Below are 15442 nucleotides of genomic sequence, written 5' to 3' on the forward strand. Positions count from 1 at the left end.
CGGCAGTGGAGACCAACCCGCCACCGACGCCCAGGACCGCGGGAGGCACGCTGGCCCCTCCCCCTGCCGCCGCCTCCCACCGGTCAACCACCACCAGGAGGACCAGTCACCGACCGGATCCCCGCCCAGGCCGACTCGCCGGACCTGCCCGAGCAGCCGGACTACCCCCGCATCGTCGCCGTATTCAACGAGGCCACCGGCCCCCTCCGGGCCCGCGATGTCTGGCGAGCCCTCGACCACGAACTGCGGCCGAAGAACATCGAGGGCACCCACGCCAAGCTGAAACGCCTGGTCAAGCTCGACAGCCTCGCCGAGGTCGACGCCGGCAGCTTCATTGGGAAGCAGTAGCCGACCGAGCACCGCTACCAGCGGCCCTGCCCCAGCCTCACCCGGAAATCGACATGCACGAACCGCCCTGTGAAGTGGTTGTTACGTCTGGACGCGCCGGCGTCGGTAGTAGGAGATTGCGACCGCTGCCACCAACGGGCCCCAGGCCAACAGCGGTGCGTAGCAGACAGCCAGCAACCAGTCCTTCGCTGGCGAACCCATGGAGGGATTGGAGCCGAAGATGGCAACGAGTCCGCCGTAGGTCGTGATTGCGATCAAGGCTGCCGCACCGAGCAGCGCCGGTATGACAGCTGCCAAAGGGGCGATCCGCCGTCCGCCCAGCAGCGGGATCCAGCGGGGCACGGTCTCGCCCCACGGCTGGATGAGACCGAGGGTCAGCAGCGCGATGCCTTCAGAGACGAGGGTCAGCGCGGTGATGTACACCGGTTCCCACCAGAGAAGGGGGCCGTTGCTGTCCACGGGGAGCCCCGCGACCAGAGCGATCCGCCACAGCCCGGAAGGCAGTGTGATGACGGGCACAAGATGGGCCGAAATTCGCGCCCACCGGGGCACACTTGGCAACGTTCTGGTAAGCACTCGTCTCCGCTCCCGGATTTCGGGGCCCTGCTTCAGCATGCGACGTCCTTCGCCTTCCTGGGAATTGCGCTGTCATCCAGGGACAAAGACGCCAGCGAGCCTGCACTGCCGCCAACGGTCGGAGAAGTCCCGTATGTGGACACAAATTCATACTGTCTGAAGCCTCGTAGCGCAGCATCATCAATGAGAACGATGCAGGTCCACCTCAGGGGTGACGTTCCGTGGTCCAAGTCGTCCCGGTTTCAGGGCAGTCGGCGGCGCCGCCAGGGATGGCAGGTTGCTGCAGGGCGCTTGCCGGAGTGCCGGTGAAAAAGGGTGGAAATGGGTTCATGAAACCCGACTCCGGGAGCTACGTTGGCCGACCGACTGCCGTCGGGCCCTAGGTTTCTACGAGAAGAGGAATCCCATACATGGCTATCAATTCCTTTCGGAGGCGAGAGTGCCAGCTACTCCGTCCTGGTAAACGGCGAGAATCAGCACTCTCTTTGGTCCTCGTTCGCAGAGGTGCCGGCCGGGTGGACTGTCGCGTTCGCCAAGGACAGCCGTCAGGTCTGCCTGGAATACGTCAAAGAGGGGGCGGTTCGCGATTTGATGTCCATTTCCGGGTGAGGCTGGCCATGGCCTCCGAGTCGAGGGGGCGGTCCGCGAGCTCCCCCGCGATCTGGGCACCGATGGCCAGCATCACCGTCAGCACCAGGGCTCCGGTGAGGATCAGTGCCGTTCCGGCCGCCGGCCGCCACCAGCCGCGCCGCCCGGTGGCCGGCGTTGCCAGCCGGTGGTATTGCGGCGGGTGGGCTGCACGGGGTGGGCAGGGAACGCCGGTGGCGGGCAGGGGGCCGTCGTCTCGCTCGTCATGGCACCAGGGTTCGTCATGGCACCGGGAATCGCGCAGCCCGCCCCGGGACGGGCGAGGCCGGGGAACGGCTGGGGAAGGGCTGGGGAACGGCTGGGGAACGGCTGGGGAAGGGCTGGGGAAGGGCTGGGGGTGCCTGCGTACCACGCTGGTTGCAGGGGGGCGCTTCCGCTGGTGGTAGGGGGGAATCAACTCCTGGTGGGCCGACAGGGGCCGTGGCAGGCGGCTACGTTGTCGCCCGTTGCGCTCTACCCGTGACGGAGGAACGCCATATGCTGATCCGTTTGACAGATGTCCCGCGCAGGCGAGTGGCGTGGGGGATATCCCTGGTCCTGATCGCGGTCACCGCGCTCCTGGGCGGCGCACCCGCAGCCACCGGGGCCGCCCGGGCCGCAGCCGCCGCGCCGCCCGTGCCGGTGTTGTCCTGGGGGCCGTGCGGTGGGGCGGGGGACGGCTTCGAGTGTGCGACCGCCCGGGTGCCGCTGGACTACCGCCGGCCCACCGGGCCCACGCTCGCGCTCGCGGTCACTCGTCGGCTCGCGGCCGACCGGGCGCACCGCACCGGTGTGCTGGTGCTGCATCCCGGGGGACCCGGCAACTCCGGGGTGAGTTTCGCCCGCAGCAGCTACGAGGCGCTGCCCGCCTCGCTGCGCGATGCCTTCGATGTCGTGGGGTACGACATGCGCGGCGTGGCGGGCAGCGGGCAGGTGGAGTGCTGGAACGACCAGGAGTATGCGGCGGCCGTCGACGGGGCGCGCGGTGCGCCCGGTCCGGGGGCGCTCAGGGAGGCGGTGCGTCAGGGCGCCGACTTCGCGCAGGCGTGTCAGGAACGTTCCGGGGATCTGCTGCCGTTCATCGGTACCGGGTCGAACGCGCGGGACATCGACCTGCTGCGGCAGGCCCTCGGTGAGCAGACGCTGTCCTTCTACGGCCGTTCCTTCGGCAGTTACGTCGGCACGGTGTACGCGGCGCAGTTCCCGCGGCGGGTGCGGGCGATGGTCCTGGACGGGGCCTACGATCCGCGGCGTTACACGCAGGTGCCGTACGCCTACGACGCGGGGCAGTTCGCCGCGCTGGACGCGGCGGTGGGCCGGTTCCTGGACTGGTGCGGGCGCAACTCGACCGCCTGCGGGTTCGGTGAGGGCCGGCCGCGGGAGGCTTTCGAGAAGCTGAAGCGGGATCTGGACGCCGAACCGGTCGTCACCGCGAGCGGGCGTCCGGCGACCGGCTACACCCTCGCATACCGGCTGATGTTCAACATCAACTCGGGCCAGGAGATCTGGCCCTACCTGGGGCAGGCGCTGCGGGCGGCGCAGGCGCGGCAGGCCTCGTTCCTGCTGTCGCCGCCCTCGCCGGCGTCGTTCGACTTCCTCAACGTCAACATGGCCGTCGAGTGCGCCGACCGCGTCTATCCGGGCAGTCGGCTGCTGTTGGGGGCGATGGTGGGCGCCGAGACGGCCGCGGCCCCGCTGCTGGGGCCTGCGATCGGGCTGGGGCCGCCGACGTACGACCACAACCACGCGCCGACCTGTGTGCAGTGGCCGGCGGAGCGGCCGAGCCGGTTCGACGGCTCCTACCGGGCGGCCGGTTCCGCCCCGATCCTGGTCCTGGGAACGACCGGGGATCCGGACACCCCGTACCAGGACGCGGTGGCCCTCGCCGGAACGCTGGAGGGCGGGCGGCTGCTGACGTTCGCCGGTGAGGGGCACACCGCCTACAACCGCAGTGCGTGTGTCAGCGCGCTGGTCAACGACTACCTGGCCACGTTGGCGCTGCCCGCGCGGGGCACCGTCTGCGCGGACGAGACCCCTGCGCGGTCGCTGGGGCGCCGGGCGCCGGGTGTGGAGGTGGACGAGACGCGGGATGTGATTCCGGTCCTGCGCTGAGTGCGGGCATTCCGTGGGCGGGGCCGTAGCCGATTGCCGGCTGCGGCCCCGCCCGCAGGTGCGCACGCGGCCGTCGGGCCTGGCCGCGGCCGGTGCGCCCGGCGCGACCGCCACGCCCCTCCCCGATTGAGGGAGCAAACCACCATGAGCACGAGCACCACCGAGGACTACCAGGCCGCGGAGCGGCTCCTGCGCCGGCCCGCCCGCCCCGGCGAGCTCGTCACCGGCGACAAGGTCAGGCCGCAGTGGACCGACGGCGGCGCCCGCTTCTGGTACGCGGTCTCCAACGGCGCCGGCAGCCGGTTCGTCATGGTCGACCCGGTGGCGGGCACGGCCGGTCCGGCCTTCGACCACGCCCGGCTCGCCGCCGCGCTGGCCGCCGCGTCCGGGGAGCGGACCGGCGCCGGCGCGCTGCCGTTCACGGCCATCCAACCGGTCCCCGGCGCGGTCGAGTTCGCCGCGATCGGCGCGTACTGGAGCTGCCGCCTGGACGACTACACCTGCGAGCCCGCCGAGTTCACCCCGCCCGCCAGCCCGCTGGAAGTGCCCTCGCCCGACGGAAAGAGCGCGGTGTACCGGCAGGGGCACGACCTGTGGGCGCGCTCACGGTCCGACGGCCGCGCCTGGGCGGTGACCGCCGACGGCGCACCCGACCACGCGTACGGCACCGGCCCCGACTCCACGGCCAACGCCACCCTGCCGGGCAAGATCGGTCTGCCGTACCTGCCGCCCGCGCTGGTCCTCCCCCGACTCGGCGAAGATGCTGACGCACCGGACCGACGAGCGCAGTGTGCGCCGTACCCATCTCGTGCAGGCCGCGCCCGCCGGCGGCGGCGCGCCCGTGCTGCACACCCAGCGGTACGCCTACGCCGGGGACGGGCACCTGCCGCAGGCCGAACCGGTCGTCGTGGACCTCGCCACCGGCGCGGTGGTCCGTGCGCAGGCCGAGCCGCTGCTCATGCCGGTGATGTCGCCGGTCACCGGCCGGTGGGCGTGGTGGGCCGAAGACGGTTCGGCCGTGTACTACCTCGCCCGGCCCCGCGACCTGCGCACGCTGAGCCTGTACCGGATGGACCCGGTCACCGGCGAGGTCACCACGGTGCTCAGCGAGAGCGGGCGGACGCGTGTGGAACCCAACCAGTGGATGCTGAAGCCGCCGATCGTCTCGGTGCTGGCCGATGAGGTGTGTGGTACTCCCAGCGCGACGGCTGGGGCCATCTGTACCGCTACGACCTGCACACCGGTGATCTTCTCGGGCAGGTCACCTCCGGGCCGTGGGCCGTGCGGCAGATCCTGCGCGTCGACCAGGCGCAGCGGGTGGTGTACTTCACCGCCTCCGGGCTGGTGGAGGAGGATCCCTGCCGGCGCACCGTGTGCCGGATCGGCCTGGACGGCTCCGGCTTCGCGAAGGTCACCGACGACGGGCTGGACCACGTCGTCACCCTGGCCCCCGGCGCGGACGCTGCGGGCGCCGCGCCGTACTTCCTCGACTCCGCGTCCAGCGTCGACACCCCGACCGGCGGTACCCGGTGGTGGACACCCTCTACCCCGGCCCGCAGGTCAACCGGGTCGCCCCGTGCTTCGACGCCGGCGGGATGGGCATGGACGCCGAGCCCCTGGCGGCGCTGGGCGAGCTGCTCGGCGAGCTGTTCGCCTGACTGCCGGCGTGCGTGGGAGCGCGGGCACGGGCACGGTCGCCTTGATGCCGAGCTCGGCGACCTCCTGGGCGAGGCTGTCGTTCAGGGCCTATAGCGCCCACTTGGAGGCCTGGTGGGCGGCGCCGCATGGCATGGCGATGAGCCCGGCCCTTTTGCTCGTGGTGACACTCCATCAGCAAAGTGACAACGGTGCATCCATTGCACTGTCATGCAAGAACTGCACCTAGGTATACTCGTGCGGTGAGCGACCGTCAAGATCAATCCGAGGAATGACAGGCCACCATGAGCAGTGCCGACCCAGCCCCCCGCGCCGGACGCGAAGCTCAGCGCCGCCGCACCCGTAAAGCGATCGTCGAAGCGGCGATGCGGCTGAGCGTCGGCGGAGCGACGCCGTCCATCGACGAGATCGCGGCCGCCGCGGACGTCTCGCGCCGCACGGTCTACGTGTACTTCCCGACCCTCGACCACCTGCTGATCGATGCCACCGTCGGCGCGCTGAACGAACCACCGGTCGAGGAGGCGCTGAACCACCCCGCGCTCGGCGGCGACGCCGCGGGCCGCATCGATGCCCTGATAAGGACCCTGTTGGAGTACTCGCCGCAGTCACTGCCCCTGGGCCGCCGCCTGATCCGCCTGACCGTCGCCCCCCCCGGGGCCGGGCCTGAGGTCGGGGCCGAGGCCGGGGCCGGGGAGCCGGCCGCCGCACCGCGCCGTACCCAGCGCCGCATCATGTGGCTGGAGCAGGCCCTGGAACCACTGCGCGAGACCCTGAGCGACCATGCGTACCAGCGGCTGGTGTCGGCCCTGACCATCGTGGTCGGCTGGGAGGCGCAGATCGCCCTGCGCGACGTACGCGGCCTGGACCCGCAGGCCGAACAGGAGGCCATCACCTGGGCCGCACGCGCCCTGGTGGAGGCAGCGGTCAGGGAAGCCTGAGCGCGCCCCGCCGGCCGGGCACGCCGCAGGTCACCGGGCGGCAACCGTCGTGGCTGTGGCGGCGGGTGCGGTCAGCAGGAACGCGCCTGCGGCACGTATCCCGAGCACTCGTACAGGCCGCCGCCCCGGGGACACGGTCGAGTACACCGGCGGTCGGAAGGGCGAACGCCTCGTCCGCGAGGACGAGTTCGTGGCCGGCGTCGATGACGACCGCCGCGATAGGACGCCGGCCGGCTGTCGGGCCGGAGTCAGTAACCGTCCGCGGCCAGCCGGCCCGCCTCCTGCCAGGACATCAGCTCCCGTACGCCAGTGAAGTACGGTGCCGCGTCGGCCGGCTCGAGGACCTCCTCGATCACGAGACGGCCCGGCACGCGCGGCAGGAACCGTACGGCCTGGTAGTGGTGGCGGAAGACCGGCGGGTCCAGGACCAGGCGGCGCACACCGTCGACCACGGGAATGCGGTCGGGGGTGGTCGCACTCCATATCCAGCGCCCCGAGGGCTCCGCGAAGTTGAACCACTCGAGTGCGCCGGGCAGTGCGTCCAGGCGGTCCATGTCGATCGGGGCGTCGGTGCTCAGCGCGAGCGCCTCGGCACTCGGGCCGTCCCCGGGCAGGTGCCCGCCGCCGATCAGGACCCCCGCCAGGAGTGTCTGCAGTTGGTAGTTGTCGGCGATCCCGTCCATCCGCAGACGGAAGGCCCGCCCGGACGCCCGGTCCAACGCCAGCAGCGGCTCGTCGTCCAGGAGCAGCAGCGAGCGCTGGACGCACTGCAGGTCCCCGATGTGTGGCTCCAGGCGCCCGGTCAGCTCCACCAGTGCGTCGCGGTCGGCGAGCGGCTCCGGCGCAGCGTGCTGCAGGCCGGCCCGTACGCGGGGATCGGCGAGGACGGCGACGGCCGCCTTCTCCCACTGGTGCACGGTGAGCCAGCCGAAGTAGGGGGCGTGCCACACCTGGTCGTAGTCCGCGCCGAAAGCCTTCTGCTGCTCGGGGCTCGGCATCCCCGACGGGTGGGGCGGCTCCCGGTCCTCGCCGTAGTGCTCCTGCCAGAGCCCGGCGAACTCCAGCGCCTGCTCCAGGCTCTCCCGCAGCCCCGCCAGGACCGGGCGCGCGCACACGACTGCGTCTGCGTCCCACTCCACCAGGGCGCCCACGAACACCGCGTAGACGGCCGCGTGCCACTGCGGCATCTCGCCGAGCTGCACGGCCAGATGCGGGCCCAGCTCGCGGGCGTGCTCGGCCGAAGTGGGCTGGGGAAGGCCGGCCAGACTCCGGTAGGCCTCCTCCAGCAGCGGAACGCTCCGCTGGGCGATCGCGGCGTCGAAGGACTGGGCGGCCGAGCGGACGGCGGCATCGGAAGTGATCACCGCCGCAGTCTAGGAGCCACCCCCTACACCGCCACCGCCGGGCCCGCCCGCACCAGGGACTGTCCGTTGGCTGCGGCGCACACCGTGCACAGGCAGGTCCGGGCGGGGTTGACACCCCCTACGCTGTGACTGCAGGCCCCGAAAGTTTCCCCCGCCCCGGGCCCGGTACATGATCCGGTGTCACGGGTACACGTAGTGCGTAGCATCCGCGTCCCGGTATCCCTCTCACGACAGACATCGAGGAACCCATGACCACAACCACCAACGTCACACGCGTCGAGGACGATTACGCCCAGCAGATCGCCGGTGACCTCGCCGCCAACCAGAGCGCGCAGGAACAGAAGCGAGACGAACTCCAGCAACTGCAACAGGAAATCGGTGAACTCGAGGAGAGCGAGAAGGTCCTGCTGAGGATGCAGGACGCGCTCGGCGTCCAGGCCAAGACCGCCACCCCCCAGCCCGCCAAACGCGGCGCGAAGCGGGCCTCAGTACCCTCCGCACGCAGCGCGTCAGCGACCACCAAGAAGCCCGCCAAGACCGAACCCGCCAAGGCCACAGCCCCGTCCGTGAAGGCCCCGCGCACCCGCAAGACCACCAACAGCAACCCCAGCAGCAGTGATGGTGGTGTGAAGGAGGAGACGGGCAGCCCGTCCTGGCTCGAACTCGTCACGGCCGCCCTGGCCGGAGGAACCGAGCCGAGGTCGGCGGCCGAAGTCACCGAAACCGTCGGCGCCGCCCACCCCGAACGCAAGATCCAGGCAGCGGTCATCCGCAACACCCTCGAACAGGGAGTCGCCCGCGGTCTGCTGGAACGATCCAAGCAGGGCCGCTCCGTCTACTACAGCCCGACCACCCCCGCCTCCGCCTCCGCAGAGCCGGACACCGTCCGACCCCAGCCGTAACCACCCCATCCCCCACCCCGCCACACACGAGCGGTCGGGGCATCTGCCGGGCGATGAGCACACCACTGCCCATCGCCCGGCCGGACGGGCTCAGCGGTGAACGCCATCGCCTCTCGTCCCGCACGACGCCGGCTGCCCGGCCGGCCGAGGAAGCCAACGTGCACATGGCAGGGCTGCGACACCTGAGGCAGAAACCGGCCGTGTTGCGGCCCGGGGCCGTCCTCTAGGGTCCATCACGAACGCCCGCGGGGCGGGCCCGTACGGTGCGGGCCGGCAGACGGCGGTGGGGGCAGGGAGAGTTGATGGAGACTTTGCGGCCCGGTGACCCGCTGGAGATCGGCGGGTACCGCCTGCTGGCACGGCTCGGCTCCGGCGGCATGGGCGAGGTGTTCCTGGCCCGGACCCCATCCGGGCGGGCGCTGGCGCTCAAGACCGTGCACCGCGAGCTGAGCCTGGAGGCGGACTTCGCCCAGCGCTTCGACCGCGAGATACGCACCAGCGACCGCATCCGCAGCCCGTGGACGGTGTCGGTGGTCGACTTCAGCGCACCGGGCGCCGCACCGCAGTGGCTGGCGACCGAATACGTCCCCGCCCCGTCACTGGGCGACTGGGTCCGCAGCTCCGGGCCCCTCCACGAGCCGGCCGTGTGGCAGCTGGGCCGGGAACTGTCAGCCGCACTGGTCAGCGTACGGGCGGCCGGCGTGGTCCACCGTGACATCAAACCCGCGAACATACTCCTGGGCCCCGAGCGGCCCTTCCTCATCGACTTCGGTATCGCCCGCATCGTGCGCGATCCCCGGCACACCCGCACCGGCACCGTCATCGGCACACCCGGCTTCCTCGCACCCGAACAGGCCACCGGCACACCCGCCGGCGCCCCGGCCGACGTGTTCTCCCTCGCGGCGGTCCTCACCTACGCCGCGACCGGCCGCAGTCCGTTCCTCGCTGACGGCGAAGAGGTGGACCTGCCTGCCCTGCTGTACCGGATCGTCCACGACCAGCCACACCTCGACGGCGTCCCCCCGGCCCTCCTCCCCCTGCTGCAGGAATGCCTCGCCAAGGACCCGCACCACCGCCCCACCGCCGACGAGATCGCCGCCCGCCTCGGCAACCGGCACCAGAAGGAGGACTGGAACCACACCGTCCCCCACACCCTGATTGCCGAAACCCAACGCCGGCACGACGAACTCCGCCACCTCCTCACCCCGCCACCGGCCAACACCCCCATACCCAACCTCCCACCCCCACCTGTGGAGATGGCGGTGGGACCGGGGGCGAGGACGGGGGCCGGGGCGGGCAGACCGGGATCCTCGACTGAGACACCCCCTTCCCCCGCCACCCCCAGGACCAGCGGCGGACGGGCGGTCCTGCAGTCCCGGCCGGCCGGCGCCGCCGCGGGCGCGGCAGTCCTCGCCGTCGCCGTCGCACTCGCGGTATGGCTCCCCGGACGCGACCACGACGGCGCCGCTCCCCCGTCCTCGCCCAGGCCCTCCGCATCCACCCCGCCGACGGCCACGGCGGGGACACTGCCCCCCGCATGGACCGGCACATGGTCCGGTACCGGACCCGGAACCCCCGAGGCCGATGGCATCACCCGCGCCCGCACAGGCGAGTTCACCGTGACCGTCACGTTGAACGGCGCAGCAGTCGGCGAACTCGTCGGGCGGCAGGTCAGCAACCTCAAGGAGATGGCGACCGGGCGGAACCTCGGATGTACCGAAGCCCTCCAGCTACGCCAGGTCCGCGCCGACAGCGCCGTCTTCGAAGCGGTCACCAGCCATCCCACCGACCGCACGGCCGTCCTCGACTGCCCCCGCGGGAACCTGTACGTACTGACCATGACCGAGCCTGACCGGCTGACCCTGGAATCCGAGGGAGCACAATCCGCCGGAGCGCCCACCACCCTGACCCGCCGCCCCTGACCCGCCACCCCTGACCCGCCCACCCCTGACACCCGAAACACCCGGTACCCCACACAAGGTTTTGACCTCAAGTGGACTTGATGTTCTAAACCTGTGGTCATGACCTCACCACTGCGTATCGCACTCATCGTCGCCAGCACCCGCGAAGGCCGCTTCGGCCCCACCGTGGCCCGCTGGTTCGAAACCGTCACCGGCGCCCGCACCGACATCGAACTCACCACCGCCGACCTCGCTGACGCCGACCTCCCCGCACACTGGACCCCCGACCTGTCACCCCGTGGGCGTGCCTTCATCGAAGGCCTCGCCGAAGCCGATGCCTACGTGATCCTCACCCCCGAGTACAACCACTCCTTCCCTGCCTCCCTCAAGCAGGCGATCGACATCGCCGGACACATCTGGCGACGCAAGCCCGTCGGCTTCGTCTCCTACGGCGGCCTGTCAGGCGGTCTGCGCGCCGTCGAACAGCTCCGCCCGGTCCTCGCTGAACTCCACGCCGCCACCCTCCGCGAAACCGTCAGCTTCCACCAGTTCCCCTTCGACGAAACCGGCCACCCCCACGACACCCAAGGCGCCGAACGCGCGGCAACCGTCCTCCTCGACGACCTCCTCTGGTGGGGCAACGCCCTACGCACCGCACGCCAGCACGACCAAACCTGGACCGAAGCCGCCTGAAACAAGCACGAAAAGACACCCACCACCCCCGGACAGCGGGGCCCCCTACAGGGGCCCCCTGCCCCCGCCGGGACAGATCCCGAACCCCGTGGAAACCACGCGTCCTGACCCACGGGTGGGGGCGCAGCGCGCCTGGCCGGCTCCTGCGTCGGCCGTACGGGGCGGCCTCGGTCATCCTGCGTCCCGTAGCCGGTGCTGGGGCCGTACCGCACACTCAGTTCGGCCGGGCCGGCATGAGCCCGACTCGTCTCGAAATCGCGGCTCACCATATTTCGATCACACGTACGATATCGGACATGATCGTCGCTTCCATCGACCCCACCTCTCAGGCCTTCGCCATCGGCGAGGTCATCGGAGTCATGTCCGCCGCCGCCACGGCCATCGCGGCACTCTGGTGGCTGACCCGCTCCTGGCGCACGCAGTCAACCCCGCCCGGCGGCGACCCTGTACGGGCTCTGCAGGAGAAGAGGAAGCGGAACGGTTTCATCGCGGGCGTGACCGTGCTGATCGTGGCCGCCGCGAGCGTGGAGGCCGCCGCCTCCTACGATCCCGACCCCCGCGCCTCCAAACCCCGCGCCTCCGAGGCCCTCGCCGCGGACGGCAGCGAAGAGTCCCTCGTCATCGTCCTCCCGATGGCTTTCGGGGACTTCCGGCTGATGACGGGCGCGGCCGCCACGCGCGCCGAGACCGAGGTGCTGGCCGGCCGGGAACTCCCGCACAGCATGAGGACCGGCTACTACGACCAGGACGCGGACGAGTCCTTCGACCTTTTCGTCCTGGTCAACAGCGCCGATTGGGACCCCAAGGTGGCCGAGGACAAGGCGACCAAGTCGATCTCGCAGGAGTTCCACAACTACTTCACCGCCACGAAGGCCCGCGACGTGGCCCGCTTCGACGCCGGCGAGCACGGCGGCGGCCTCGCCTGCGGCTTCGTGGCGGGCCCCGACCGCGACCAGGTGCTCTGCGCGTGGAGCGATGCCACCAACTTCGTCGGGGTACGACTGGTCCGGGAGACCGACCTCGCAGGCGCCGCCCGTACCACCCTCGCGCTCCGCAACGCCGCCACCCGCTGACGTACGTGCTGCCGATCCTCCGACCCCGCCGGGTACCTCGCTGGGATGTCGGTCCGCTGGGTCGTGATCGGCTCCGATCGGACTCGACGGTGGGGTGGTGTGACGTGGGCGATTGGCGGGCCGATCCGACGTTCAGGAGGTGCAGTGTGTTGGTGGACGGGGCGGAACTGTCCTCGTGCGCGGGCGGGCCGTACGACGTGCGGGCCGTGGTGGCCGGCATCCGGCCCGAGGGCAAGGACGGATTCCTGCCCGCGGGTGGCGTGTCAGGGAGTCCGTGCACCTGCTGCACGCCGGCAACTCGCTCGTTCGCGCGCCGGAACGGGCGTGGTGAGCGCCATGTGCGCCAACGACATGCGGGCCGCAGCGGTGCCCGACACAGCAGCGCCCCGGACCCAAGCGGATCCGGGGCGCTACTGCTCGCTGCTCAGGCTTCGACGTACGCCACGATCGTGATCGTCCGCAGGGCGGTCACGTAGTAGATGACGCGTACCCCGTCGACTTCGTCCGCGTAGTCGCGCAGCAGGGTTCCGGGGACTTCGGTGCCGAGTTGCGGGTTGACGCTGATGGCGACGATCGCGCGGTCCAAGCGGTGCGTCTCGTTCGCGGTGAGCTTGCCGAGCTGGGTGAGGGCGGGCTCGACCATGACGACGCGCGAGCGGCGCGCGGAGGGTTCAGGCGACACGAAGCTGCCCGTCGGCGAGGCGGGCATCGCGGGCCGTCTCCCACAGCATGCCGGTCTCCGGTGCCGGGTAGCCGTTCGCGGCGATGTCCTCCAGCACCGAGGCGAGGACGTCGACCTTCGCCCGCTGTTCGGCCGCGTACGCGAGCACGGAGGCAGCGGCGCGCTCGTCGAGGGGCTGACGTTCGGGTACGGGCGCGGTGGCCGGCCGCTGGCTCATCCGGGGCTCCTGGATTGTCATCTGGCGTGGTGTCACCACGGTATCGCCCAGCCCTCGGACCGGGATCCGCTCCGGCCAAACCGAAACCAACAAGGCGGACGCCGTGGTGCGTGCCGTTACCTGTCCTGCACGGTCAGGAGCACGATCTGGGCCTTGGAGCGGGTGGTGCCGAGCGCGATGGCCACCGCTTCGGCGGACAGGCCGGAGTCGCACACCATCCCGGCGGTCTCCCGGCCCACCCCGGCGGCGATCCGCTCCAGCACACCGGCGGCCCGCAGCGCGGCCGGCGGCGCATCCGCGGCCGTGGCGGTCAGCGGCCCGGCCGTCTCGACCAGCAGGGCGGCCAGTGGCGCGGGCAGCGGCACGACCGCTTCGCAGACGACTGACCGGTGCGCGGTCCAGTCGGCCGGCGGTCCCGTGAGGTCGACGTCCGCTTCGTACGGGAACAGCAGGGGCGGCAGGCGTCGTACCGATCTCCATGGATTCCATGGAGCGCCGGCCCTGGTGGCTGAGCGTGGCGTTCTGCCTCGTCCTCGGCGTTGCAGGAGCCGGCGTGCCCGACAGGAGCACCGCACCCAGGCGTGGCCGGCCAACCAGCGTTCGGCGGGATCGACGCCGCCAACGCCGCATGCTTCGGTCGCGCCAACGAGGAGTCGAGGTCGCTACGGCCGCGTCGGCCGCCATCTGCCGCACCGGGCGAGTACAAGGGATGGCAAACCGCCAACCCTCAGCGTTCCAAGACGAGGAGCACCATGTCGCCCGCCCGGCCCGCTCTGCGCCGCCCGGAAGCCAGGCTCGCTCTCGCACTGGCGTTCGCGATTGCCGCCGCGGTCTTCGTCGCCGTCTTCCTGTTCGGCCGTGCGAACACGCCGGACTACACCGCGACACTGTTCGGCCAGGCGGACACCGATGCCGTGCGTCTCAAGGCACAGCTCGCCACCGGCGTCCTGGGACTGGCCGCTCTCCAGCTGCTGCTGGCGCTGTGGATGTACCGCCGGCTGCCCGGGGTGCGCCGGGTGCCGGGCCCGGTGCCACTGACCCACCGGATCGTCGGTGTGGTCCTGTTCGCCCTCACTGTCCCCATCACGGTGCACTGCGTCCGGGCGTATGGCGTACAGCTGACCGGCTCGCGTGTGGCCGTGCACTCGGTCGCGGGCTGCTTCTTCTACGGGGCGTTCGCCGCCAAGGTCCTGCTGGTGCGGAGCCGACGCCTGCCGGGCTGGGCCCTGCCGCTGGCGGGGGGCGCGCTGGTGGTCGTGGTGGTGGTCCTCTGGTACACGAGTGCGCTGTGGCACTTCAACGGAGACAGCCTGCCGGTGCTGTCGCTCGGACACCACTACCTGCCACCGGGGTAGATGTGAAGATCGTGCGGACGGACCGCGTCCTGGGTCGCCGGAGGCTGCCGTCGGCTCCCCCACCGCTACGAACGCGACGCCGAACACGTTCTGCCCTTCAGGACACCTGCGAGGACGACGCAGCACCCACCTCCTCGCACCACCGGCACCACCGCGCACCGGCTCGACCTCGCCGGCCCAGCGCGACCGCCTGGGCCGCCCCGTCGAGCAGGGCCTGAACATTTCCCTCGTGGCAGGGTTGTCCGCGGACAACGGGGTTGTCCGCGGCTCCGGAAGGCCTGACCAGCGAGATCGTGATCGGTGGCTTGCGGCCAATTCCCAGCCCCCGAAAGCTTCTCGGCGGGACAGGGCGCGGAATGAGCGCCCCGTCTACGTCCATCACCAACAGAGGGGCTGTCATGCGCACAATCCAGAAGCTTGCCGTCTTGGGCGCCTCCGTCGGGGCTTTCGCACTTCCCACGAGTTTGTCTCCCGCCGTCGCGGCCACGCTCTCGGGCCCGTCGGTGGCGACATGCGAGGGGGCCTGGACCTTCAGTGAGCGCGAGGGCCGCGGCAGCGGCTGCTTCCACAACAACGGCACCTACGTCTCCGGCACGGTCTACGACACCAAGTCGGACGGCCGCTGCCCCTTCATCCGGGCCGTCTTCGACAGCGGCACCTGGCGTGACAGCAACTGGGCGACCGGCAACGGCACGCACGCCAACGTGTCGATCAATACTCCGGACGGGTCCCGGGTCAACCACGTGGAGTGGCACTACATCTACTGCTGAGGCGAACCAGACACGGTAACGAACCCCGCGGACACGGCCGTTGCCTGGTTCTCCGAGTTCCGCTGGACGGTCCCGGCCGGTCGGGAATGGCCGGGACCTTGTCGGTCTCCCGCGACCACCAGCCACCGGCGCCTCGGTCGCTTCGGCCGCCGCCGCAGGCATTGACGACCGGCGGTCAGCCGACCGCGTACGCGGTGAGCCTGGGCAGCGAACGGCGCCAGCGACAGC

General features: G+C 71.1%; 15 protein-coding genes and 2 pseudogenes. 12 read left to right on the forward strand and 5 right to left on the reverse strand.

Annotated features, from left to right (window positions below; translation table 11 throughout):
- Positions 1-348 (forward strand): annotated as a pseudogene (locus tag ACGFZK_RS36425) (hypothetical protein); the annotation flags it as partial.
- 81 nt (positions 349-429) lie between these two features.
- Here ACGFZK_RS36425 and ACGFZK_RS36430 read toward each other — a convergent pair.
- On the reverse strand, positions 430-963 hold the full coding sequence (locus ACGFZK_RS36430; protein WP_393853124.1) for a hypothetical protein: 534 nt from the start codon (positions 961-963) through the stop codon (positions 430-432).
- A gap of 381 nt (positions 964-1344) precedes the next feature.
- On the opposite strand from ACGFZK_RS36430, the gene ACGFZK_RS36435 reads away from it, so the two are divergent.
- The 5 genes and pseudogenes from ACGFZK_RS36435 to ACGFZK_RS36455 all read left to right on the forward strand — a co-directional run bounded on the left by ACGFZK_RS36435 (position 1345) and on the right by ACGFZK_RS36455 (position 6257).
- The gene (locus ACGFZK_RS36435; protein ID WP_393853161.1) at positions 1345-1533 is read left to right on the forward strand and encodes an MbtH family protein; all 189 of its coding nucleotides are present in this window, start codon (positions 1345-1347) and stop codon (positions 1531-1533) included.
- 528 nt (positions 1534-2061) lie between these two features.
- Positions 2062-3663, forward strand: a complete 1602-nt coding sequence (locus ACGFZK_RS36440) for an alpha/beta hydrolase (protein ID WP_393853125.1) — start codon at positions 2062-2064, stop codon at positions 3661-3663.
- A 760-nt stretch (positions 3664-4423) separates the two neighbouring features.
- Positions 4424-4744: pseudogene (locus ACGFZK_RS36445) on the forward strand (S9 family peptidase); the annotation flags it as partial.
- 104 nt (positions 4745-4848) lie between these two features.
- Positions 4849-5415, forward strand: a complete 567-nt coding sequence (locus ACGFZK_RS36450) for a DPP IV N-terminal domain-containing protein (RefSeq protein ID WP_393853126.1) — start codon at positions 4849-4851, stop codon at positions 5413-5415.
- 188 nt (positions 5416-5603) lie between these two features.
- Complete coding sequence (locus ACGFZK_RS36455) at positions 5604-6257, forward strand: TetR/AcrR family transcriptional regulator (protein WP_393853127.1); 654 nt, start codon at positions 5604-5606, stop codon at positions 6255-6257.
- Positions 6258-6505: 248 nt separating this feature from the next.
- Here the strand turns inward: ACGFZK_RS36455 and ACGFZK_RS36460 are convergent, their stop codons facing one another.
- A complete protein-coding gene (locus ACGFZK_RS36460) occupies positions 6506-7621 on the reverse strand; it encodes a hypothetical protein (RefSeq protein WP_393853128.1) in 1116 nt (371 codons plus the stop codon).
- Between the two features lie 248 nt (positions 7622-7869).
- Here ACGFZK_RS36460 and ACGFZK_RS36465 point away from each other — a divergent pair, with 248 nt between their 5' ends.
- The 4 genes from ACGFZK_RS36465 to ACGFZK_RS36480 all read left to right on the forward strand — a co-directional run bounded on the left by ACGFZK_RS36465 (position 7870) and on the right by ACGFZK_RS36480 (position 12190).
- Entirely contained in the window at positions 7870-8523 is a 654-nt protein-coding gene (locus tag ACGFZK_RS36465) for a hypothetical protein (protein ID WP_393853129.1), read from the forward strand.
- A gap of 302 nt (positions 8524-8825) precedes the next feature.
- Positions 8826-10445, forward strand: coding sequence for a serine/threonine-protein kinase (locus tag ACGFZK_RS36470; RefSeq protein ID WP_393853130.1), 1620 nt, complete (start codon positions 8826-8828; stop codon positions 10443-10445).
- A 99-nt stretch (positions 10446-10544) separates the two neighbouring features.
- Positions 10545-11117: an NADPH-dependent FMN reductase gene (locus tag ACGFZK_RS36475; RefSeq protein WP_393853131.1), complete on the forward strand. Its 573-nt coding sequence runs from the start codon at positions 10545-10547 to the stop codon at positions 11115-11117.
- 296 nt (positions 11118-11413) lie between these two features.
- The gene (locus ACGFZK_RS36480; RefSeq protein ID WP_393853132.1) at positions 11414-12190 is read left to right on the forward strand and encodes a hypothetical protein; all 777 of its coding nucleotides are present in this window, start codon (positions 11414-11416) and stop codon (positions 12188-12190) included.
- Positions 12191-12614: 424 nt separating this feature from the next.
- On the opposite strand, the gene ACGFZK_RS36485 is transcribed toward ACGFZK_RS36480, so the two are convergent.
- The 3 genes from ACGFZK_RS36485 to ACGFZK_RS36495 all read right to left on the reverse strand — a co-directional run bounded on the left by ACGFZK_RS36485 (position 12615) and on the right by ACGFZK_RS36495 (position 13454).
- A complete protein-coding gene (locus tag ACGFZK_RS36485) occupies positions 12615-12872 on the reverse strand; it encodes a hypothetical protein (RefSeq protein WP_393853133.1) in 258 nt (85 codons plus the stop codon).
- A complete protein-coding gene (locus ACGFZK_RS36490; protein WP_393853134.1) occupies positions 12862-13089 on the reverse strand; it encodes a hypothetical protein in 228 nt (75 codons plus the stop codon). The genes ACGFZK_RS36485 and ACGFZK_RS36490 overlap by 11 nt, the downstream gene beginning before the upstream one ends.
- Positions 13090-13205: 116 nt before the next feature.
- Complete coding sequence (locus ACGFZK_RS36495) at positions 13206-13454, reverse strand: hypothetical protein (protein ID WP_393853135.1); 249 nt, start codon at positions 13452-13454, stop codon at positions 13206-13208.
- Positions 13455-13841: 387 nt separating this feature from the next.
- Between ACGFZK_RS36495 and ACGFZK_RS36500 the strand changes: the two genes are divergently transcribed.
- A complete protein-coding gene (locus ACGFZK_RS36500; RefSeq protein ID WP_393853136.1) occupies positions 13842-14444 on the forward strand; it encodes a DUF6529 family protein in 603 nt (200 codons plus the stop codon).
- Between the two features lie 398 nt (positions 14445-14842).
- The gene (locus ACGFZK_RS36505) at positions 14843-15214 is read left to right on the forward strand and encodes a hypothetical protein (protein ID WP_393853137.1); all 372 of its coding nucleotides are present in this window, start codon (positions 14843-14845) and stop codon (positions 15212-15214) included.
- Positions 15215-15442 lie beyond the last annotated feature (228 nt).

The sequence above is a fragment of the Streptomyces sp. NPDC048257 genome, assembly GCF_043201855.1.
In the GTDB taxonomy this organism is placed as follows: domain Bacteria; phylum Actinomycetota; class Actinomycetes; order Streptomycetales; family Streptomycetaceae; genus Streptomyces.